This window comes from Pseudomonas sp. ADPe, from assembly GCF_014843515.1.
GTDB lineage: Bacteria > Pseudomonadota > Gammaproteobacteria > Pseudomonadales > Pseudomonadaceae > Pseudomonas > Pseudomonas citronellolis.
This window is the reverse complement of the sequence record NZ_CP062122.1, coordinates 2305372-2326157: the sequence shown is the minus strand read 5'-3', so window position 1 is coordinate 2326157 and position 20786 is coordinate 2305372. Positions and strand designations below refer to the sequence as shown.

18 protein-coding genes are annotated in these 20786 nt (G+C 68.7%); 14 read left to right on the top strand and 4 right to left on the bottom strand.

Translation table 11 applies throughout. From position 1 onward, the window contains the following. Positions 1–11: 11 nt before the first annotated feature. The 5 genes from IG194_RS10660 to IG194_RS10640 all read left to right on the top strand — a co-directional run bounded on the left by IG194_RS10660 (position 12) and on the right by IG194_RS10640 (position 5577). Entirely contained in the window at positions 12–1280 is a 1269-nt protein-coding gene (locus tag IG194_RS10660) for a malic enzyme-like NAD(P)-binding protein (protein WP_009615444.1), read from the top strand. Positions 1281–1821: 541 nt separating this feature from the next. After that, positions 1822–3168 (top strand): NfeD family protein, encoded by a 1347-nt coding sequence (locus tag IG194_RS10655; RefSeq protein WP_058487668.1) that lies wholly within the window; start codon positions 1822–1824, stop codon positions 3166–3168. Then, positions 3165–3932 carry a slipin family protein gene (locus IG194_RS10650; RefSeq protein WP_141679749.1) on the top strand — a complete coding sequence of 256 codons (768 nt, stop codon included), beginning with the start codon at positions 3165–3167 and terminating at the stop codon, positions 3930–3932. The genes IG194_RS10655 and IG194_RS10650 overlap by 4 nt, the downstream gene beginning before the upstream one ends. Before the next feature lie 93 nt (positions 3933–4025). Further along, on the top strand, positions 4026–4799 hold the full coding sequence (locus tag IG194_RS10645) for a phosphatase PAP2 family protein (RefSeq protein WP_058487666.1): 774 nt from the start codon (positions 4026–4028) through the stop codon (positions 4797–4799). A gap of 49 nt (positions 4800–4848) precedes the next feature. Beyond that, positions 4849–5577 (top strand): substrate-binding periplasmic protein, encoded by a 729-nt coding sequence (locus IG194_RS10640; RefSeq protein ID WP_058487665.1) that lies wholly within the window; start codon positions 4849–4851, stop codon positions 5575–5577. 7 nt (positions 5578–5584) lie between these two features. Here the strand turns inward: IG194_RS10640 and yccS are convergent, their stop codons facing one another. Together yccS and dbpA are read right to left on the bottom strand one after the other, a co-directional pair. Next, complete coding sequence (gene yccS, locus IG194_RS10635; RefSeq protein ID WP_043319151.1) at positions 5585–7780, bottom strand: YccS family putative transporter; 2196 nt, start codon at positions 7778–7780, stop codon at positions 5585–5587. Positions 7781–8161: 381 nt separating this feature from the next. Next, positions 8162–9538, bottom strand: a complete 1377-nt coding sequence (dbpA, locus tag IG194_RS10630; RefSeq protein ID WP_043269405.1) for an ATP-dependent RNA helicase DbpA — start codon at positions 9536–9538, stop codon at positions 8162–8164. A 335-nt stretch (positions 9539–9873) separates the two neighbouring features. On the opposite strand from dbpA, the gene IG194_RS10625 reads away from it, so the two are divergent. Both IG194_RS10625 and IG194_RS10620 read left to right on the top strand, forming a co-directional pair. Then, complete coding sequence (locus IG194_RS10625; RefSeq protein ID WP_009615451.1) at positions 9874–10086, top strand: cold-shock protein; 213 nt, start codon at positions 9874–9876, stop codon at positions 10084–10086. Positions 10087–10196: 110 nt separating this feature from the next. Continuing rightward, positions 10197–10691 (top strand): ATP-dependent zinc protease, encoded by a 495-nt coding sequence (locus IG194_RS10620; protein ID WP_009615452.1) that lies wholly within the window; start codon positions 10197–10199, stop codon positions 10689–10691. A gap of 1 nt (position 10692) precedes the next feature. Here IG194_RS10620 and mdtD read toward each other — a convergent pair whose 3' ends face one another. Beyond that, on the bottom strand, positions 10693–12126 hold the full coding sequence (gene mdtD / locus IG194_RS10615; RefSeq protein WP_058487664.1) for a multidrug transporter subunit MdtD: 1434 nt from the start codon (positions 12124–12126) through the stop codon (positions 10693–10695). 263 nt (positions 12127–12389) lie between these two features. Between mdtD and IG194_RS10610 the strand changes: the two genes are divergently transcribed. Beyond that, complete coding sequence (locus tag IG194_RS10610; RefSeq protein ID WP_082996252.1) at positions 12390–12935, top strand: DUF2780 domain-containing protein; 546 nt, start codon at positions 12390–12392, stop codon at positions 12933–12935. A 469-nt stretch (positions 12936–13404) separates the two neighbouring features. After that, entirely contained in the window at positions 13405–13947 is a 543-nt protein-coding gene (locus IG194_RS10605; protein ID WP_058487662.1) for a DUF2780 domain-containing protein, read from the top strand. Between the two features lies 1 nt (position 13948). Here the strand turns inward: IG194_RS10605 and IG194_RS10600 are convergent, their stop codons facing one another. Further along, positions 13949–14836, bottom strand: a complete 888-nt coding sequence (locus IG194_RS10600) for an acyltransferase (RefSeq protein WP_009615456.1) — start codon at positions 14834–14836, stop codon at positions 13949–13951. A gap of 130 nt (positions 14837–14966) precedes the next feature. Here IG194_RS10600 and IG194_RS10595 point away from each other — a divergent pair, with 130 nt between their 5' ends. The 5 genes from IG194_RS10595 (at position 14967) to creD (ending at position 20781) form a co-directional block, all read left to right on the top strand. Beyond that, positions 14967–16211, top strand: a complete 1245-nt coding sequence (locus tag IG194_RS10595) for an HD-GYP domain-containing protein (RefSeq protein ID WP_058487661.1) — start codon at positions 14967–14969, stop codon at positions 16209–16211. A 76-nt stretch (positions 16212–16287) separates the two neighbouring features. After that, positions 16288–16827: an ATP-dependent zinc protease gene (locus tag IG194_RS10590; RefSeq protein ID WP_043319159.1), complete on the top strand. Its 540-nt coding sequence runs from the start codon at positions 16288–16290 to the stop codon at positions 16825–16827. Positions 16828–16882: 55 nt separating this feature from the next. Further along, on the top strand, positions 16883–17566 hold the full coding sequence (gene creB / locus IG194_RS10585; RefSeq protein WP_058487660.1) for a two-component system response regulator CreB: 684 nt from the start codon (positions 16883–16885) through the stop codon (positions 17564–17566). Further along, positions 17566–18999 carry a two-component system sensor histidine kinase CreC gene (gene creC / locus IG194_RS10580; protein WP_058487659.1) on the top strand — a complete coding sequence of 478 codons (1434 nt, stop codon included), beginning with the start codon at positions 17566–17568 and terminating at the stop codon, positions 18997–18999. Before creB ends, creC begins: the two co-directional genes overlap by 1 nt. Before the next feature lie 405 nt (positions 19000–19404). Continuing rightward, entirely contained in the window at positions 19405–20781 is a 1377-nt protein-coding gene (gene creD, locus IG194_RS10575; protein ID WP_058487658.1) for a cell envelope integrity protein CreD, read from the top strand. Positions 20782–20786 lie beyond the last annotated feature (5 nt).

The window sequence follows — 20786 nt, the reverse complement described above, 5'->3', positions numbered from 1 at the left end:
AAGTGCCAAAAATGTCTGATCTCAAGACCGCTGCCCTCGAATATCACGCGCAACCCCGCCCCGGGAAACTCAGCGTCGAGCTGACCAAGCCGACCGTCACCGCCCGCGACCTGTCGCTGGCCTACAGCCCGGGCGTGGCCGAGCCGGTCCGCGAGATCGCCCGTGACGCCGAACTGGCCTACAAGTACACCGGCAAGGGCAACCTGGTCGCGGTGATCTCCGACGGCACCGCCATTCTCGGCCTGGGCAACCTCGGCCCGCTGGCCTCCAAGCCGGTCATGGAAGGCAAGGGCGTGCTGTTCAAGCGTTTCGCCGGCATCGACGTGTTCGACATCGAGGTCGACGCCGAGAGCCCGCAGGCCTTCATCGACACCGTCAAGCGCATCTCCATCACCTTCGGCGGCATCAACCTGGAGGACATCAAGGCGCCGGAGTGCTTCGAGATCGAGCGCGCGCTGATCGAGCAGTGCGACATCCCGGTGTTCCACGATGACCAGCATGGCACCGCCATCGTCACCGCCGCCGGCATGCTCAACGCCCTGGAAATCGCCGGCAAGAACCTGGAAAGCGCGAAGATCGTCTGCCTGGGCGCCGGCGCCGCCGCCATCTCCTGCATGAAGCTGCTGGTGAGCATGGGCGCCAAGGTCGAGAACATCTACATGATCGACCGTCAGGGCGTGATCCACGCCGGCCGCACCGACCTGAACCAGTACAAGGCGGTGTTCGCCACCGAGACCGACAAGCGCACCCTGGACGATGCCCTCGACGGCGCCGACGTGTTCGTCGGCCTGTCCGGCGCCAACCTGCTCAGCGCCGAAGGCCTCAAGCGCATGGCGCCGAACCCGATCGTCTTCGCCTGCTCCAACCCGGACCCGGAGATCAAGCCGGAACTGGCCCACGCCACCCGCAACGACGTGATCATGGCCACCGGCCGTTCGGACTACCCGAACCAGGTGAACAACGTGCTGGGCTTCCCCTTCATCTTCCGCGGTGCCCTGGACGTGCGCGCCACCCGCATCAACGAAGAGATGAAGATCGCCGCCGCCCTGGCCTTGCGCGACCTGGCCAAGGAGCCGGTGCCCAAGGACGTGTGCGAGGCCTACGGCGTGTCGTCCCTGGAGTTCGGCCGCGAGTACATCATCCCGAAACCCATGGACAAGCGCCTGATCACCGTGGTCTCCGATGCCGTGGCCAAGGCCGCCATCGAGAGCGGCGTGGCTACCCTGCCGTATCCGAAGCACTATCCGCTGCAGTCGGTGGAAGACGTGTTCAAGGGCTGACCGGGCCGCTCTCTTCGGCCTGAGGCCGAAGGTGAAAGCGCCGTTTCTTCCATGAGGGGGGAACGGCGTTTTCGTTTCTGGGGCTTTGTAGGAGCGAGCTTGCTCGCGAAGGGGGCCCCCGGTGATTCCGCTGCCTTGGCTTGGCTCCGCTCCCTCTCCCTAACCCTCGGCTGCGCGCCCCGCCCTGAAGGGAGAGGGGACCGTTCGGAGTGCGCTGATGCTTCGGCGTTGGCCGGCGAGCACAGGGACTACCGGCTGAAACCAAGCCTTCTCTCGGCACGGACTAGCCCCCTCTCCCTCTGGGAGAGGGCTGGGGTGAGGGATGCGGAGCCAACCCGAAACACCACCGCCACCGGGAGCTCCATTCGCGAGCAAGCTCGCTCCTACGAAAAGCCGTGCCCACCCGGACGCTGGGCGCGGCCTCTAAACACCCTGCAACAGCCTGCCGCAGGCATCCCGGGGCAGGGGACTATGCTGTAGGAAGGCGCCGCCCCTTCATTCGCCCGCGGCGCCGCTTCGGTCCTGGCCGGGGAGGCGTGCCATGCTCACGCTGTTTCGCCGCTGCGCTTTGCTCCTGCTGCTGTTCGCGGCCGGGGCGCTGGCGGCCCCGCCGGCGGTGGTGCTGACGGTGGACGGGGCCATCGGCCCGGCGACTTCCGACTACCTGGTGCGCGGCCTGCAGCGTGCCGTGGACGAGGGCGCGCCTCTGGTGGTGCTGCGCATGGACACCCCCGGCGGGCTGGACAGCGCCATGCGCGACATCGTCAAGGCGATCCTCACCAGCCCCATCCCCGTGGTCGGCTATGTCGCCCCCGGCGGCGCGCGGGCGGCCAGCGCCGGCACCTACATCCTCTATGCCTGCCACCTTGCCGCCATGGCCCCGGGGACCAACCTTGGCGCCGCCACCCCGGTGCAGATCGGCGCGCCCGGCGCCCCGGAAAAGCCCCAGGGCAAGGACGGCAAGCCAGCCGTCAGCGAGGAAGACACCCTCAAGCGCAAGCAGGTCAACGACGCGGCGGCCTACATCCGTGGCCTGGCGCAACTGCGCGGGCGCAATGCCGAGTGGGCCGAGCGCGCGGTGCGCGAGGCGGTCAGCCTGTCCGCCGAGGAAGCCGTGAAGCAGAAGGTCGTCGACCTGCAGGCCGGCGACCTCGACCAGTTGCTGCGCGCCATCGACGGGCGCAAGGTGCAGGTGGCGGGACAGGCGCTGAGCATCCACAGCGCCGGCCTCGCCTGGGTCGAGCACCAGCCCGACTGGCGCACCCGCCTGCTGGCGGTGATCACCGACCCCAGCGTAGCGCTGCTGTTGCTGATGATCGGCGTGTACGGGCTGATCTTCGAATTCGCCAACCCCGGCCTGGCGCTGCCCGGCGTGCTCGGCGGCATCTGCCTGCTGCTCGGGCTCTACGCCATGCAACTGCTGCCGGTGAACTACGCGGGGGTGGCGCTGATCGTCCTCGGCCTGGCCTTCATGGCCGCCGAGGCCTTCGTGCCCAGCTACGGCAGCCTGGGCATCGGCGGCATCGCCGCCTTCGTGATCGGCGGACTGATCCTGCTGGACACCGACGCGCCGGGCTTCGGCATTCCCCTGGGGCTGATCGTCGGCGTGGCCACGGTCAGCGCGCTGTTCATCGCCGGGGTGCTGGGCGTGGCCATGAAGAGCCGGCAGCGCCAGGTGGTCAGCGGCGCGGCCGGCCTGGTGGGCAGCCTGGCGACCGTGGACGCGGTGGCCGACGGGGATGCCCACGCCGGCTGGGTACAACTGCAGGGCGAACAGTGGCAGGTCCGCTGCGCCCGGACCCTGCGCGCCGGCCAGCGGGTCAAGGTGCTGGCGCGCGACGGCCTGCGCCTGGAGGTGGCGGCCGACGACGAATCGGGAGGTGACTGATGGGTATTCCCTTCGGACTGCTGGTGGCGCTGGTCCTGCTGCTGATGCTGGTGGCCAGCGCCCTGCGCATCCTGCGTGAATACGAACGCGGGGTGGTGTTCCAGCTCGGCCGCTTCTGGAAGGTCAAGGGCCCAGGCCTCGTGCTGGTGATCCCGGTGGTGCAGCAGATGGTCCGCGTCGACCTGCGTACCGTGGTGCTCGACGTGCCGCCGCAGGACGTGATCTCCCGCGACAACGTCTCGGTGAAGGTCAACGCGGTGGTGTACTTCCGCGTGCTCGACCCGCAGAAGGCCATCATCCAGGTGGAGAACTTCCTCGCCGCCACCAGCCAGTTGGCCCAGACCACGCTGCGCGCGGTGCTCGGCAAGCACGAGCTGGACGAGATGCTGGCCGAGCGCGAGCGCCTGAACCTGGACATCCAGAAGGTGCTGGACGCGCAGACCGACGCCTGGGGCATCAAGGTGGCCAACGTCGAGATCAAGCACGTCGACCTCAACGAGTCCATGGTCCGCGCCATCGCCCGCCAGGCCGAGGCCGAGCGCGAGCGACGGGCCAAGGTGATCCACGCCGAGGGCGAGCTGCAGGCCTCGGAGAAGCTGATGCAGGCCGCGCAGATGCTCTCCCGCGAGCCCGGCGCCATGCAGCTGCGCTACATGCAGACGCTGGGCAGCATCGCCGGCGACAAGAACTCCACCATCGTCTTCCCCATGCCCATCGACCTGCTCAAGGGGCTGCTCGAAACAAAAGGACAGACTAAGAAGTGACTGACGGCAGGTCGGATGGGGCTGTGGCGTCTACCCTGTAGGTTTTCTGAAAATTCCTTGCCGTCCCCTTGCGGACGGACTACGGGGGAAACCATGAGCTACCGCAACCTGGCGGCCCTGACCCTAGTGTCATCCGCCCTTTTCGCCGGCTGCGCCGGCTCCCCGCAGATGAGCTGGTCGCGCGTCGGCGACTCCGCCCAGCGCGCCGTGCTCGACCCCGGCACCTGGGTGCCGGTGGCCGGCGCCGCGGTGATAGCCGCCGGCAACTGGGACCACAAGTGGCAGAAGTCCGCGGCCAACCACGAGTGGCTGTTCGGCGGCGACGCCAACTCCGCCGCCGACCACATGCTCAACGCCAGCACCGCGCTGAGCGTGGTCACCGGCCTGGTGGCTGCGCCCAGGGGCAGCGAGGGCGAGGAGAAGTGGGCCTGGCGCGGGCGCAACCTGGCGCTGCTGGCCACCGACCGCTACGCGGTGACCGGCCTGGTGGAGGAGTGGAAGGAGGTGTCCGGGCGCGACCGCCCCGACGGCATCCCCGACGACTCCTTCCCCTCCAAGCACACGGCGGTGACCGCCGTGCACAACAGCTTCACCCGGCGCAACCTGGACTACATCGACATGGACCCGACCCTGCGCTTCACCGCCAAGGCCGGGCTCTACACGGTGGACGGGCTGACCGCGCTGGCGCGGGTGGAAGGCTCCAAGCACTACCCCACCGATACTTTGGTGGGCATGGCGGTGGGCAACCTCGCCGCCAACTTCACCTACAATCTGTTCCTTGAGGGATCGCCAGACAGCGCCTATTCCTTCGGTGTTCTGCCCGAAGCCGGTGGGGGAATGAGCCTGCGCGCGGCGATGCTTTTCTGAGTCCGCCCGCTTGCCGGTAGCGGGGCGCGGGCCTCGAGCAAGGAGAGCCATGCTGCTGCGTGCCCTGCTGATCGCCCTGGCCCTGCCGTTCTGCGTCCAGGCCGAAGAGCCGCTGAACCTGGTCGCCGACCGCTGGCCGCCCTATGCCGACGCGCAGATGCCCGGCCGCGGCCTGGCGGTGCATTTCGTCAGCACCGCGCTGACCCGCGCCGGCTACGCCATCCACTACGCCGAGGTGCCCTGGCCGCGGGCCCTGCACGGGGTGCGCAACGGCGAGTACGACGTGCTGGTGGATTCCTGGTACAGCGCCGAGCGCGAGACCTTCGGGCAGTATTCCGAGCCCTACCTGGTGAACCGCCTGCGCTTCCTCAAGCGCAAGGGCTCGCCCATCGTCTTCGAGCGCCTGGCCGACCTCTACCCGTTCCGCATCGCGGTGGTCCGCGGCTACAGCTACACCCCCGAGTTCAATGAGGACCGCCGGCTGCACAAGGTGCCGGTGCTGTCCTTCCCCAACGCCGCGATGATGGTGGTCGCCGGCCGCGTCGAGCTGACTCTGGAGGACGAGTGGACCGCCCGCTACATCCTCGAACACGACCTGAAGGACGAGCGCCACAAGCTGGAGTTCCTGCCCCAGCCGCTGTCGGAGAACCCGCTGTACATCCTGGTCAGCCGCGCCAACCCGCGCCATGCGCAGATAATCGAAGATTTCAACCGCGAGCTGCGGCTGATGCGCGAGGACGGCAGCTACGACGCCTTCATGGACCTGCGCGGGCCCTGAGCCGGGCTCAGGCGGCGGCTTCCTGCTCGGCGCCGATCTCCTTCTTCAGCAGGTGCGCGGCCAGGCTGCGCAGCGGCGCCAGCTCGCGGCAGATCAGCGCCAGCTGCGTCTGCACCAGGCGCTGCGGGTCCTCAAGCTCCTCCGGCACCTGTTCCAGGCGCTTGGCCAGGTCTTCCTCGGTATCGCTGTGGATGGCCACCGGCTTGCGCTGGGCGAGGCTGGCGGCGATGTCGTCGAGGCTGGCGGTGAGCTGCTCGGCGGCTTCGCCGATCAGCGCGTTGGCCGGCGACTCCGGCAGGCGGTCGCGGTGCGCGCCCAGGGCCGAGAGGTAGCTGAGCAGGGTGTGCGAAAGCACCAGGAAGCGGAAGCCCAGCTCGGCGTCCTTGCGGAAGTGGCCGGGCTCCAGAAGCATGTTCGACAGCGTGGTGGAGAGCGTCGCGTCGGCGTTGTGGGCGTTGCGCCGGGCGGTGCGGTAGATGAGGTCGTCGCGCTTGCCGCTGGCGTACTGCTGCATGATCTCGCGCAGGTAGCGGGCGTTGCAGGCCAGGGTGCCGCCGACCAGGCTGTGCAGGCGCCGGCCCTGCCAGTCGGGGAGGATGAGGAACACCGCCAGGCCGGCGATGAAGGCACCGAGCAGGGTGTCGAACAGGCGCGGCAGGATCAGCCCGTAGCCGTTGCCCACCTGGTTGAAGCACAGCAGCACCAGCAGGGTGATGGCCGCGGTGGCCAGGGTGTAGCGGGTGCTGCGGGTGGCGAAGAAGGCCACCCCGGCGACCACCGCCAGCAGCGATTGCACCAGCGGGTTGGGGAACAGGTCGATCAGCGCCCAGCCGGCCACCAGGCCGACGAGGGTGCCGAGGATGCGCTGCACCAGGCGGATGCGCGTGGCGCCGTAGTTGGGCTGGCAGACGAACACCGTGGTCAGCAGGATCCAGTAGCCCTGGGTCGGGTGGATCAGGTGCAGCACGCCGTAGCCGGCGGTCAGCGTCAGGCCCAGGCGCAGGGCGTGGCGGAACAGCAGCGAGGTGGGCGTGAGCTGCTGGCGGATGCGCTCGAAGGCATCGCGCAGCGAGCGCGGCGAGCGGTCCAGCAGGGCGCTGTCCTGTTCCTCGGCGAGGGCGTCGGGGTTGCTCGCGCCGCTGAGCTTCTGGTCGAGGGTGGCGAGGTTGCCGGCCAGGGCGCCGAGGGAGCGCAGCAGCGAGCGCCAGGCCGGGTTGCCCTGCTGGCGCAGGTATTCCAGCGAGGCCTGCAGGTCGGCCAGGGCCTGCTCGCTGTCGTTGTAGTCGAAGCGCTGGCGCAGGCGGATGGCTCGCGACAGCGCCTGGCAGGCCTTGCCCTGCTGGTTGAGCAGGCGCTGGCAGCGGAACAGCACGTCGCTGTGGAAGAAGGCCTCGGCCAGGCGGTTGTAGGGGTAGTGCGAGGAGCTGGCGCGCTCGTGGACGTCCTGGGCGATGAAGTACAGCTTCAGGTAGCGGCTCAGCTTGGGCCCCGGGCGGCCATGGCTGAGGCGGCTGAGGATGGTTTCCTTGGCCTGGTTGAGCGTCACCACCAGCCTGCCGTTCTGCCGCGCCAGGGCCAGGCGCCGGTCCTCGACGTTGAGCTGGCGCAGCGGTTCGAACAGCGTCGATTTGATCTTCAGGTACTCGCCCAGCTCGAAGTAGGCGCGGGCCAGCACCTGCTGCACCGGCTGGTTGGCGAAGAGCGCGTTCCACAGCACCGAGAGCGCGCCGTACCAGGCCGCGCCGGCCACCAGCAGCAGCGGCTCCTGCCACAGGTCGCCGGGGGCGCCGCCGCGCTGGTCGACGCCGATCATGGTGTAGATGGACAGGATCAGCGTGGCCGAGGCGATGGCCGCATAGCGCTCGCCCAGCGCGCCCAGCAGCGTCATGCCGAACGCCGACAGGGCCAGGCCGGCGACGAACAGCCAGGGGTAGGGGAACAGCAGCTCCACCGCCAGCGCGGCGATGAGGAAGCACACCAGGGTCACCAGCAACGCCTTCAGGCGGCCCAGCCAGTGGTCGTCGGTCTCGGCCAGGGCGCTGGCGATGATGCCCAGGAACAGCGGGATCACCAGCTCGGTGCGGCCCAGCAGCAGGCAGGCGGCCATGGCCCCGGCCAGGGCGATGAACACCCGCAGGCTGTAGGCGAACTTGTCCAGCGCCCACAGGCGCCGCAGGGTCTCGAACAAGGGGGAGGAAAGCATGCGCGTCGGGGACTTCCGAGGTGTCTCTGCGCTGAGACTAGCGGATCGCCTGGCGCGCGGCTATTGGTTGCGGGGGATGCTTTTCGTGGGAGCGAGCTTGCTTGCGAAAGGTGCTTGCCCTGAAGAGCGCCCTCTCCCTAACCCTCGGCTGCGCGCCCCGCCCTGAAGGGAGAGGGGACCGTTCGGAGTGGATGAGTATCCCGCAGTCAGCCGGCAGCTCCGTCGGTTTTCGGCTGAAACCATTCCTCCTCTCGGCACGGACAAGCCCCCTCTCCCTTCAGGGAGAGGGCTGGGGAGAGGGGACGGCGGTGACCTCATGCACCGTTATGACCAGGAAACTCCGTTCGCGAGCAAGCTCGCTCCTACGAAGAGCCCCGCGCGTCAGAGGATGCGCACCTTGAACGAACGCCCCTTGATCCTGCCTTCCTGCAGGCGCTTGAGCGCCGCCTTGGCCTGGTCGCGCTGCACCGCCACGTAGGCCTGGAAGTCGAAGATGGCGATCTTGCCCACCGCGCTGCCGGGCAGGCCGGCGTCGCCGGTGAGGGCGCCGAGGATGTCGCCGGGGCGCAGCTTGTCCTTGCGCCCGCCGGCGATGTTCAGGGTGGTCATCGGCGGCAGCAGCGGCGCCGGGTTGGCGCGCAGGAAGTCGATGCGCTCCCAGTTCAGCGGCTTGCCCTGCAGGTCCTCGATGGCCTGGGCGCGGGAGGCTTCGGCCGGGGCCACCAGGGACAGCGCCAGGCCCTTCTCGCCGGCGCGGCCGCTGCGGCCGATGCGGTGCACGTGGACCTGGGCGTCGCGGCTCAGCTCGACGTTGATCACCGCCTCCAGGCCCTCGATGTCCAGGCCGCGGGCGGCCACGTCGGTGGCCACCAGCACGCTGCAGCTGCGGTTGGCGAACATCGCCAGCACCTGGTCGCGCTCGCGCTGCTCCAGGTCGCCGTGCAGGGCCAGGGCGGAAATCTTCTGCGCGTCCAGCGCCTGGGCCAGCTCCACGCACTGCTGGCGGGTGTGGCAGAAGGCTACGGCGGACTGCGGGCGGAAGTGCTGCAGCAGGCGCACCACCGCATCCATGCGCTGGCGCGGCTCGATTTCGTAGAAGTGCTGTTCGATCTGGCTGTCGTCGTGCAGCGCCTCCACTTCCACACGCTCGGGCTGGCGCAGGAACTTCGCCGCCAGTTGCTCGATGCCGGCCGGGTAGGTGGCCGAGAACAGCAGGCTCTGCCGGCGCGCCGGGAGCTGGCCGATGATGTCGGCGATGCTGTCGTAGAAGCCCATGTCGAGCATGCGGTCGGCCTCGTCCAGCACCAGGGTGTTCAGCCCGTCGAGCACCAGGGAGCCGCGGCGCAGGTGCTCCTGCACCCGCCCCGGGGTGCCGACCACCACGTGGGCGCCGTGCTCCAGCGAGCCGATCTGCGGGCCGAAGGGCACGCCGCCGCAGAGGGTCAGCACCTTGATGTTGTCGGCGGCGCGGGCCAGGCGGCGGATCTCCTTGGCCACCTGGTCGGCCAGCTCGCGGGTCGGGCACAGCACCAGCGCCTGGCAGCCGAAGTAGCGCGGGTTCAGCGGGCTGAGCAGGCCGATGCCGAAGGCCGCGGTCTTGCCGCTGCCGGTCTTGGCCTGGGCGATCAGGTCGCGGCCCTTGAGGATGACCGGCAGGCTGGCGGCCTGGATCGGCGTCATCTCTTTGTAACCGAGGGCTTCGAGGTTGGCGAGCAGGTCGGCGGAGAGGGGCAGGCTGGAGAAGGCGGTGGAGGTCACGAAGAAAAAACCCGACAGGCGTGTGGGCGCGCAGTGTAGCAGGAGGGGCGCCGCAGGGCCCTGGAGAAACGGGTAAAACCCGCGAATCCACTGGCGTTGGTCAACACCCGTCCGAAACGGACGGACGGTCGTATAGTGTATGTTTATACAGATTCGCTTTCCGCAGGTTTTTGTCGTAGAGTGCCTCCACTGTGTTTGCATGGGTCGCCGTCGATCGTGACCTGATGCGGTCGGTTATTCCACCCCGTCCTGCTCGACTCCTTGTAACTCCTTGCAACTCAGTTCCTGCCACTCTTTTGTGGCTATTTCTACATCTACGTTCCAAGGAGAACACCATGTCGAATCGTCAGAACGGCACCGTCAAATGGTTCAACGAGACCAAAGGCTACGGCTTCATCACCCCTGAGAGCGGCCCGGACGTCTTCGTTCACTTCCGCGCCATCGAAGGCCACGGCTTCAAGACCCTGGCCGAAGGCCAGAAGGTCAGCTTCGAAGTCGTGCAAGGCCAGAAAGGCATGCAAGCCGAGCGCGTTCAGGTAATCAACTAAGATTCCCTGGCGTCGCCGAAAACCCCGGATGGAAACATCCGGGGTTTTTTGTTGCCTGATTGGCGTAGGCCATCTGTACTGCCATTGCCCCCGACTCCGGAGCCCGATCCATGAAACCGCGCCTCGCCGGCCTGTTGCTGGCCTTCATCTGCCCCACGCTGTTCGCCGCGCAGCCGGCCACCTGGGGTTGGGTCGAGCAGGCCAGGCTGATGCCGGAGAACGCCCTGCTCAAGGTGCGCCTGGACACCGGCCTGCAGACCTCGGTGATGGACGCGCGCAACCTGGTGAAGATCCGCAAGAACGAGCAGCGCTGGGTGCAGTACGACATCCTGGTCAAGGACGCGGCGACCGGCCAGGTGCAGCGCCTGCCCTTCGAGCGGCCCGTCGAGCGCACCCTCAAGGTTCGCGGCGCCAACGGCATCGAGCATCGCCCGGTGGTGAGCATGGACCTGTGCCTGGGCGACAAGGTCTACCGCGAGCAGTTCGCCCTGGCCGACCGCGAGGGCAGCGACTACCCGGTGCTGCTGGGCCGCCGCAGCCTGGAGCACCTGGGCGCCGTGGACGTGTCGAAGACGCTGACCACGCCGCCCACCTGCAAGCCCTGATTCAGTGCCCGTCGTCGGGCTCCAGGCGCCGCGGCGCCTGGGCCGAGCGGCCGTCGTCGCGGGCCAGCTGGAAGAAGATCGCCGCCGCCGCCATCGACATCAGCCCGACGCTCAGGTAGGTGGCGTGGAAGGCGCCCAGCACGTCGCCGGCGTTGACCTCCACGTCGCTCTTGAAGCCGCCCAGCAGCGCCGCCGCGCAGGCCACGCCGAGGCCGATGGACAGCTGCATCACCACCGACAGCAGGCTGTTGCCGGCGCTGGCGTTGTCGTCGCGCAGGTCGATCAGCGTCAGGGTATTCATCGCCGTGAACTGCAGCGAGTTGACCCCGCCCAGCAGGCCCAGGTGGATCAGCAGCCAGAGGTAGGGCGTGTCCTGGTCGATCAGCCCCAGGCCGGCGATCAGCGAGCCCAGCAGCAGGGTGTTGCCCACCAGCAGGCGGCGGTAGCCGAACAGGTCGAGGATGCCCTTGGCCAGCGGCTTGACCACCATGGCCATGGCCGCCAGCGGGATCATGGTCATGCCCGCCTTGGCCGGCGCGAAGCCCAGGCCGACCTGCAACAGCAGCGGCGTGAGGAAGGGCAGGGCGCCGCTGCCCAGGCGGGCGAACAGGTTGCCGAGCACGCCGACGGCGAAGGTGCGCGTCTTGAACAGGCTGGGCGGGAACAGCGGCGCCTCGACGTTGAGCGCGCGCAGCCAGTAGGCGGCCAGCAGCACCAGGCCGCCGATCAGCAGCATCACCACCCGCACGTGGGGCATGTGCAGCTCGCCCAGGCCCTCCAGGGCGATGGTGATCAACACCATGGCGCCGCCGAAGAGCAGGAAGCCGGGGCTGTCGAAGCGGCTGCGCGCGGCGCCGCGCAGGTCGGGCATGAGACGGATGGCGAAGACGATGCCGAGCAGGCCCACCGGGATGTTGATGAGGAAGATCCAGTGCCAGCTGGCGTATTCCACCAGCCAGCCGCCGAGGGTCGGGCCGGTCAGCGGGCCGAGCAGTCCGGGGATGGTGACGAAGCTGAGCACCCGCACCAGGTCGCTGCGCGGGTACACGCGCAGGATCACCAGGCGCCCCACCGGCATCATCAGCGCGCCGCCCAGGCCCTGCACCACGCGGGCGACGACCAGCACCCCGAGGCTCGGCGAGAGCGCGCAGAACAGCGAGCCGAGGCTGAACAGGAAGATCGCGAAGATGAACACTCGGCGCGTGCCGAAGCGGTCGGCGATCCAGCCGGAGGCGGGGATCAGCAGCGCCACCGTGAGCAGGTACGAGATGACCACCGCCTGCATGCGCAGCGGGTCTTCGTTCAGCGAACGGGCCATGCTCGGCAGCGCGGTGTTGAGGATGGTGCCGTCCAGCGCCTGCATGAAGAAGGCGACGGCCACCAGCCAGGGAAGGATGCGGGCGATGCGCGGGGTGAGGATGAAGGGCTCGCTCATGATGGGTCCTTGTTCGGCTCCCGCAAGCATAGGCGGGGAGGGCGGTGCTGCGCGAGGGGCGCGCCAGAGCCGTTGCGCTGGCGCGGCGGTGCGCCTGTGCTGGACCTGAAGGGGCTTTCGAGGGGATCGGCAGGCATTCGCCACGGCCCGGGCGCAGGCGCTGCAAGTTCGCGCCGAGGTGGCGGAACAATGGCACCCGCCGCCAGTCCAATCTGCGTCCCGCACACCTTCGGCGCGGGACGCCACTGCATCAGGAGATGTCGATGACCGTCAGATTCCGTGTCACCTGCGCCGCCGCGGCGCTGCTCGCCGCCAGTTCCGCCTTCGCCTTCAACCTGGGTGACGCCGCCAAGGCGGTGTCCGGCGTGGCCGAGGGCGGCAACCCGGGCCAGGTGGCTTCCACCCCGCAGACCAGCGGCCTGCTCGGCGCCCTCACCGGGCAACTGGGCGTCAGCGACGAGCAAGCCATCGGCGGCACCGGCGCGCTGCTCGGCCTGGCCAAGAACAAACTCAGCGGCACCGACTACACCCAGTTGGTGAAGGCCGTGCCGGGCCTGGACAAGCTCAGCGGCGCCAACGCCCTGGGCGGCCTCGGCGGCAGCCTGGGCAACCTCGGCGGCGCCGGCGCCAAGGGCCTGCTGGGCAACGTAGACAGCATGGGCGACGTGAACAGCGCCTTCAGCACCCTGGGCATGGACCAGGGCATGACCGGCAAGTTCGCCAGCGTGCTGCTGGATTACTTCGGCAAGCAGGGCGTGAGCAGCAACCTGCTGGGCAGCCTGGGTAGCCTGTGGGGCGTGGGCGGCTGACGCTGGGTATATCCCTGTAGGAGCGCGCCCTGCGCGCGAATCGCGGGCAGGGCCCGCTCCTACAGCCCACCGAGAGGCATGGCGTTCCATTGTAGGAGCGGACCTTGTCCGCGATAGCCGGACATCCCGGCGCGATTCGCGGATAAGATCCGCTCCTACAGGGGCACGGCGTAGGAGCAACTGCCTGCGTCGAGGTGCTTTTCGTAGGATGGGTTGAGCTTGCGAAACCCATCGGGCCATGGTGATGGGTATCGCTTCGCTCAACCCATCCTACGGGGCTTTCCTGGAACTGTAGGAGCGGATCTTATCCACGATTCCGACGGCGAGGCCGGCGCCTGCTGGGTATCGCTTCGCTCAACGCCATCCTACGGTTAAACCTGACGGAGCGTTCGGAACGAAGGGCATGGCCATCAGTCGAAGCCAGTGACCGCCCATGCCGAGGCGGGACCTGCCTGCCGCGGAGCCTCCGATGATCGCCCGAGCCCTTCCCATCCTCGCCGCCTGCGCCTGGCTGGTGGCCTTCCCGGCCGCCGCCGAGACCTTCGAGGAAATCCCCAGCGCCGAGTCCGGTGCCACGGCGACGGCCGCCAACGGCCTGGTGGAAACCCTCGGCCAGCGCCTGAACATCAGCGACGAACAGGCCATCGGTGGCGCCGGCGCCTTGATCGGCCTGGCCATGAACCGCCTGGACGACAGCCAGGGCACGCAGTTGCAGAAGAGCCTGCCGGGGCTGGACCAGCTGTCCTCGGGCAACCTCGGCGGCGGCATCGGCGCTCTGCTGGGCGGCGCCGGGCAGTTGCTCGGCGGCATCCAGAACCTGCAGGACGTCGACCAGGTGTTCAACGTGCTGGGCATGAGCGAAGGCATGGTCGACCGGTTCGCCGGCGTGATGCTCGACTACCTGGTCAAGCAGGGCCTGAACAGCCAGTTGCTGGGCACCCTAGGCAAGCTCTGGGAAAGCGCCCCGCTACCTTCCACGCCAGCCACCACGGTGGCCGGCAAGGCGATCTAGCTCAGAACTCGGCGCGCAGCGCGTCGATGCGCGCGTCCTTCTCTTCCCACAGGCGCGACACCCAGGCCTGCACGTACTGGCGGAATTCCGCGTCGTTCTCGTAGTCGCCCTGCCATAGCGCGGGGTCGATGCCGTGGGTGCGGATGTCGACGATCACCCGCGGCACCCTGCCGCTGAGCAGGTCCCAGAAGCCCGGCTTGGGGCCCTTGGGGTAGACCACGGTGACGTCGAGCATGGCGTCCAGCTGCTCGCCCAGGGCGGCCAGCACGAAGGCCACGCCGCCGGCCTTGGGCTTGAGCAGGTTCTGGTAGGGCGACTGCTGCTGGGCCTGCTTGGCCGGGGTGAAGCGGGTGCCTTCCAGGTAGTTCACCACCGTCACCGGCATGCCCTTGAACTTCTCGCAGGCGGCCCGGGTGATCTCCAGGTCCTTGCCCTTGAGCTGCGGGTTCTTCTCCAGGAAGGCCTTGGAGTAGCGCTTCATGAAGGGGTAGTCCAGGGCCCAGAAGGCCAGGCCGAGGAAGGGCACCCAGATCAGCTCCTTCTTCAGGAAGAACTTGAAGTAGGGCGTCTTGCGGTTGAAGGCCTGGACCAGGGCCGGGATGTCGACCCAGGACTGGTGGTTGCTCACCACCAGGTAGGAAGTGTCGCGGCGCAGCTGGTCGCCGCCGCGGATGTCCCAGACGGTGGGCGTCATCAGGGCGAAGATGGCCTTGTCGATCTCCGCCCAGGTCTCGGCGATCCACATCACCCCGTTGGAGCAGGCGTCCTTCAGCGCCTTGCCCGGCAGCACCAGCTTGAGCAGGGCGATCAGCAGCATCGGGCCGATCAGGATCAGGGTGTTGAGCAGCAACAGGAGGCTGGTGAGGATTCCGGTCAGCGTGGCCCACATGGCGGTGCGATTCCTTGTTCCGGTTGGCGCGGCCATGATACGCAGGCGGCGCGGCCAGCCCAAGCCACCCCCTCCCGCGACGTGCGCCGGCGCACTATGCTCTGGGAACCTGTTCCGATGATTGCCTGCCATGCCTGACTCCTTCTATGTGCGCCTGCCGGTCAAGGACGTGACCCTCGGTATGTACGTCCACGAGCTGTGCGGCTCCTGGATGGAGCACCCGTTCTGGCGCCGGCGCTTTTTGCTGGAAGACCCCGAGGACCTCAAGCGCCTGCGCGAGAGCGGTGTGCACGAAGTGCTGATCGACCCGGCCAAGGGCCTCGCGCCCCGTCCCGCACTGGCCCCCGCGGAGCCCGCCGCAACGCCGCCGGCCTCGCCCGAGGAGGCGCCGGAGAAGCCCTGGCGCGCCATGGAAGACGAGCTGCGCGCGGCGCACCGACTGTGCGTGCAGTCCAAGCGCGCGGTCATGGCGATGTTCCAGGACGCGCGCATGGGCAAGGCGGTGAACGGCGAGCACGCCCAGGAACTGGTGGAGGAAATCGCCGCCTCGGTGCAGCGCCATCCCAATGCGCTGATCAGCCTGGTGCGGCTGAAGAACGCCGACGAATACACCTACCTGCACTCGGTGGCGGTGTGCGCGCTGATGATCGCCCTGGCGCGCCAGCTCGGCCTGGACGAGGCGCTGGTGCGCGAGGCGGGCGCGGCCGGGCTGCTGCACGACATCGGCAAGATGCACGTGCCCATGGAGCTGCTGAACAAGCCGGGGCGCCTGGACGAACAGGAGTTCGCCCGGGTCCGCGAGCACCCGCAGCGCGGCCTGGACATCCTCCTCCAGGGCCGCCAGGTCGGCGCCCTGGTGCTGGATGTGTGCCTGCACCACCACGAGAAGCTCGACGGCAGCGGCTACCCGCACCGCCTGGCCGGCGAGCAGATCAGTCTGTTCGCGCGCATGGGCGCGGTCTGCGACATCTACGACGCCATCACCTCCGACCGCCCCTACAAGGCCGGCTGGGACCCCGCCGAGTCGATCCGGCGCATGGGCCAGTGGTGCGGCACGCACCTGGACGAGCAGGTGTTCCGCGCCTTCGTCAAATGCCTGGGCATCTACCCGGTGGGCTCGCTGGTGCGCCTGGAGAGCGAGCGCCTGGCGGTGGTGCTGGAACAGCATCCCGAGGCGCTGCTCACCCCGGTGCTCAAGGTGTTCTATTCGATCCGCACGCGCGCGGCGATTCCCCAGCAGGTGCTCGACCTGGCCAGGCTCAAGGGCCGCGAGCGCATCGTCGGCCGCGAGTCGCCGGCGCAGTGGGGCTTCCGCAACCTGGAGACGCTGTGGAGCGGCCTGGACCGCCGCCGCGGCTCGCTGTTCGACGCCTGACAGCGGCCGCTGGCGAACCCCGGGCCGGCATGGTAGTCCTATGCGCCAAGCATCCCGAACTGCCCTGGAGATTCCCGTGAAACCCGTTCTCGCCCTGCTTTCGCTGCTCGTCCTGCCCGGCCTGGCACTCGCCGCCGAGCCCAAGCTTTACGGGCGCTACGAATGGGTCGGCCTGCCCGAGCTGGATCAGACGCTGCAGGCCAAGATGGACACCGGCGCCTACACCTCGTCGCTGTCGGCCAAGGACATCCAGCTGTTCCAGCGCGACGGCGACCAGTGGGTGCGCTTCCGCCTGGCCACCAAGGACGGCGGCGACTCGCAGTACGAGCACAAGCTGGCGCGCATCTCCAAGATCAAGAACCGCGCCGACGGCCGCGAGGAAGACGACGAGGAGGAGAACCCGGTGGCCCTCAGCGAGCGCCCGGTGATCCTGCTGCCGGTGTGCCTGGGCGGCGACCAGCAGGTGATCGAGGTCAACCTGGTCGACCGCAGCCACTTCAACTACCCCTTCCTGATGGGCGCCAAGGGCCTGCGCAAGTTCCACGTGGCAATTGACGCCAGCGAGCGCTTCGCCGCCGGCAAGCCCAACTGCTCGGGCAGCCGCGAAGCCGATTGACGGGGCGCGGGCCTTGCGGCTTGATGGAAGGCCCGCCACCCCGCGCACGGAAGCCATGCCGCACATCCTCATCGTCGAAGACGAAGCCGCCATCGCCGACACCCTGCTCTATGCCCTGCAGGCCGAAGGCTTCGCCACCACCTGGCTGAGCCTGGCCGGCGAGGCCCTGCAGCGCCTGCGCGAGGAGGCCTTCGACCTGGTCGTCCTCGACGTCGGCCTGCCCGACATCAGCGGCTTCGAGGCCTGCCGCCAGCTGCGCCGCTTCTCCGAGGTGCCGGTGATCTTCCTCACCGCCCGCGACGCCGAGATCGACCGCGTGGTGGGCCTGGAGATCGGCGCCGACGACTACGTGGTCAAGCCCTTCAGCCCGCGCGAGCTGGCTGCGCGGGTCAAGGCCATCCTGCGTCGCGGGCCGCCCCGCGTCAGCACCGAGGCGGCCCCGACCGGGCCCTTCCGGGTGGACGAGGAGCGCTGCCTGATCCACTACCGCGGTCAGGCGCTGAACCTCACCCTCCACGAATTCCGCCTGCTCCAGGCGCTGCTGGCGCGCCCGGGCCGGGTGTTCAGCCGCGAGCTGCTGCTACAGGCCCTGGGCGTGGCGGCCCAGGCCGGCTACGAGCGCAACATCGACAGCCACATCAAGAGCCTGCGCGCCAAGCTGCGCCAGGTGGCCGCGGACGCCGAGCCGATCCAGACGCACCGCGGCCTGGGCTACAGCTACGCGGCGGAGAAGGCCTGATGCCGCTGGGCGTGCGGATCTTCCTGGCGTACTTCCTGTTCGTCGGGCTGACCGGCTACTTCGTGCTGAGCACGGTGATGGAGGAGATCCGCCCCGGGGTGCGCCAGTCCACCGAGGAAACCCTGGTGGACACCGCCAACCTGCTGGCCGAGATCCTGCGCGAGGACCTGAAGCACGGCACCCTGGTCCACAGCCAGTTGCCCGAGCTGCTCCAGGCCTACGGCGCGCGCAGCCCCCAGGCGGACATCTGGGGCGTGCGCAAGAACGCGGTGAACCACCGCATCTACGTCACCGACGCCCGCGGCATCGTCCTGCTGGACTCGGCGGGCGAGGCGGTGGGCCAGGACTACTCGCGCTGGAACGACGTCTACCTGACCTTGCAGGGCAAGTACGGCGCGCGCTCCAGCCGCGAATCGGCGGACGACCCGGACTCCTCGGTGATGTACGTGGCGGCGCCGATCAAGGATGGCGAGAAGATCATCGGCGTGGTCTCCGTCTCCAAGCCCAACCGCACCCTGCAACCCTACATCGAGCGTTCGCAACGGCGCCTGGCCTGGCTCGGCGGCGGCCTGATCGTGCTCGGCCTGCTGGTTGGCGGGCTGCTCTCCTGGTGGCTGAGCGGCGCCCTGCGCAAGCTTACCCGCTACGCCCAGGCGGTCAGCGAGGGCCGCCGCGCCGAACTGCCGCGCTACCGCGGCGGCGAGATGGCGCAACTGGCCGAGGCAGTGGAGCGCATGCGCGTGCAGTTGGAGGGTAAGGCCTACGTCGAGCGCTACGTGCATACCCTGACCCACGAGCTGAAAAGCCCGCTGGCGGCCATTCGTGGCGCCGCCGAACTGTTGGAAGGCGAGATGCCGGCGGAGCAGCGCAGGCGCTTCGTCGACAACATCGCCGGCGAGAGCCAGCGTTTGCAGCAACTGGTGGAGCGCCTGCTGAACCTGGCCCAGGTGGAGCAGCGGCAGGGGCTGGAGGACAGCGAACCGGTGTCGCTGCGTGAGCTGGTGGCGGAGCTGTTGCAGGCCAACCTGGCGCGGCTGGAGGGCTTGCGGGTGGAGAATGCTGTGCCGGCGGAGGCGGTGGTGACGGGGGAGCGTTTCCTGCTGCGCCAGGCGTTGGGCAACCTGTTGGACAATGCGCTGGATTTCACGCCGGCTGGTGGGGTGATTCGCTTCGGTGCGCTGCGCGAGGATGGGCACTGGCGGCTGGGGGTGTTCAACGAGGGGCCGGTGATTCCGGGCTATGCGCTGGAGCGGCTGACGGAGCGGTTCTACTCCTTGCCGCGGCCGGGGACGGGGCGCAAGAGCACGGGGTTGGGGTTGAACTTCGTTGCCGAGGTGGCGGGGTTGCATGGTGGAAGGTTGGGCGTGGGGAATGTCGAGGGTGGGGTGGAGGCTTGGTTGGAGTTGCCGGGGGCTGACAAGGGAAGAGCCTGAGAGCCCCTCTCCCCAGCCCTCTCCCTGAAGGGAGAGGGGGCTTGTCCGTGCCGAGAGCAGAAATGGTTTCAGCCGGGGACCTTCGGTGTTGCCGGCTAACTCCAAAATACCCAAGCACTCCGAACGGCCCCCTCTCCCTGAAGGACGAGGGGGCTTGTCCGTGCCGAGAGGAGGAATGGTTTCAGTCGGAGACCTTCGGTGTTGCCGACTAACTCCAAAATACCCAAGCACTCCGAACGGTCCCCTCTCCCTTCAGGGAGAGGGTTAGGGAGAGGGAAAGGCGCCCACCCACCACACCAAAGCCAAGCCTCCACACAATCCCCACAATCTCCCCATCCCCCCACCACGAAGCCCCCACAGTACCGACCCAGACTCTCCACCACCCCAACCCCCGGAGAGTCCCCCATGAACCGCCCCCTGCTCCTCAAGCTCGGCGCCATCGCCGTGCTCATGCTCCTGCTACTGGTCCCCCTGCTGATGATCGACGGCCTGGTCGGCGAGCGGCAGGCCTACCGCGACGGCGTGCTGCAGGACATCGCCCGCAGCTCCGCCTACGCCCAGCGCCTGCGAGGGCCGCTGCTGGTGGTGCCCTACGTGCGCCAGGTGCTGGAGTGGGAGCGCGACGAACGCAGCGGCACCCGCGTGCAGGTGCAGCGGGAGAAGCGCGGGCGCCTGTACTTCCTGCCGGAGACCTTCCTGGTCGATGGCCAGATGACCACCGAGCTGCGCCACCGCGGCATCTACGAGGCGCGCCTGTTCCACCTGGAAAGCCGCGTCAGCGGCAGCTTCGTGGTGCCGGCGCACTATGGCGTGGGCGACGACCTGGCCAGCTACCGCTTCGAGCAGCCGTTCCTGGCGGTGGGCATCAGCGACGTGCGCGGCATCCAGAACGCCCTCAAGCTGAGCCTCGACGGCCGCACCCTGGACTTCGCCCCCGGCAGCCGCTCGCAGCGCCTGGGCGAGGGCGTGCACGCGGCGCTGCCGCTGGAGGCCAGCGCCGCCGAGCAGCGCTTCGACTACGCCTTCGAACTGGCCCTGCTGGGCAGCTCGCGGCTGGACATCACCCCGGTGGGCCGCGACAGCCAGGTCAACCTCAAGGCCGACTGGCCGCACCCCAGCTTCGGCGGCGAGTTCCTGCCGGTGGAGCGCAGCATCGGCGCCGACGGCTTCAGCGCGCGCTGGCGCACCAGCTTCTTCGCCAGCAGCATGGAAGAGGCGCTGCAGAACTGCTTCGCCGGCAAGGGCTGCGACACCTTCGACTCGCGCGGTTTCGGCGTCAGCCTGGTGGACCCGGTGGACCAGTACCTCAAGGCCGACCGCGCGCTGAAGTACGCGCTGCTGTTCATCGGCCTGACCTTCGCCGGCTTCTTCCTCTTCGAGGTGCTCAAGGGCCTGGCCCTGCACCCGGTGCAGTACGCGCTGGTCGGCCTGGCCCTGGCACTGTTCTACCTGTTGCTGCTGTCGCTGGCCGAGCACATCGGCTTCGAGCGCGCCTACCTGGCCTCCGCCGGCGCCTGCGTGGCGCTGATCGGCTTCTACCTGTGCACGGTGCTGCGCAGCGTGGTGCGCGGCTGTGCCTTCGGCGCCGGCCTGGCGCTGCTCTACGCCATGCTCTACGGCCTGTTGCGGGCCGAGGACTATGCGCTGCTGATGGGCTCGCTGCTGCTGTTCGCGCTGCTCGCCGGGGTGATGGCGCTGACCCGCCGGCTGGACTGGTACGGCGTCGGCCGACGCGCGGACGAGCCGAGCTTCTCCCTGGACGAAGTGAGCCACGAAGGCTGAAGGAG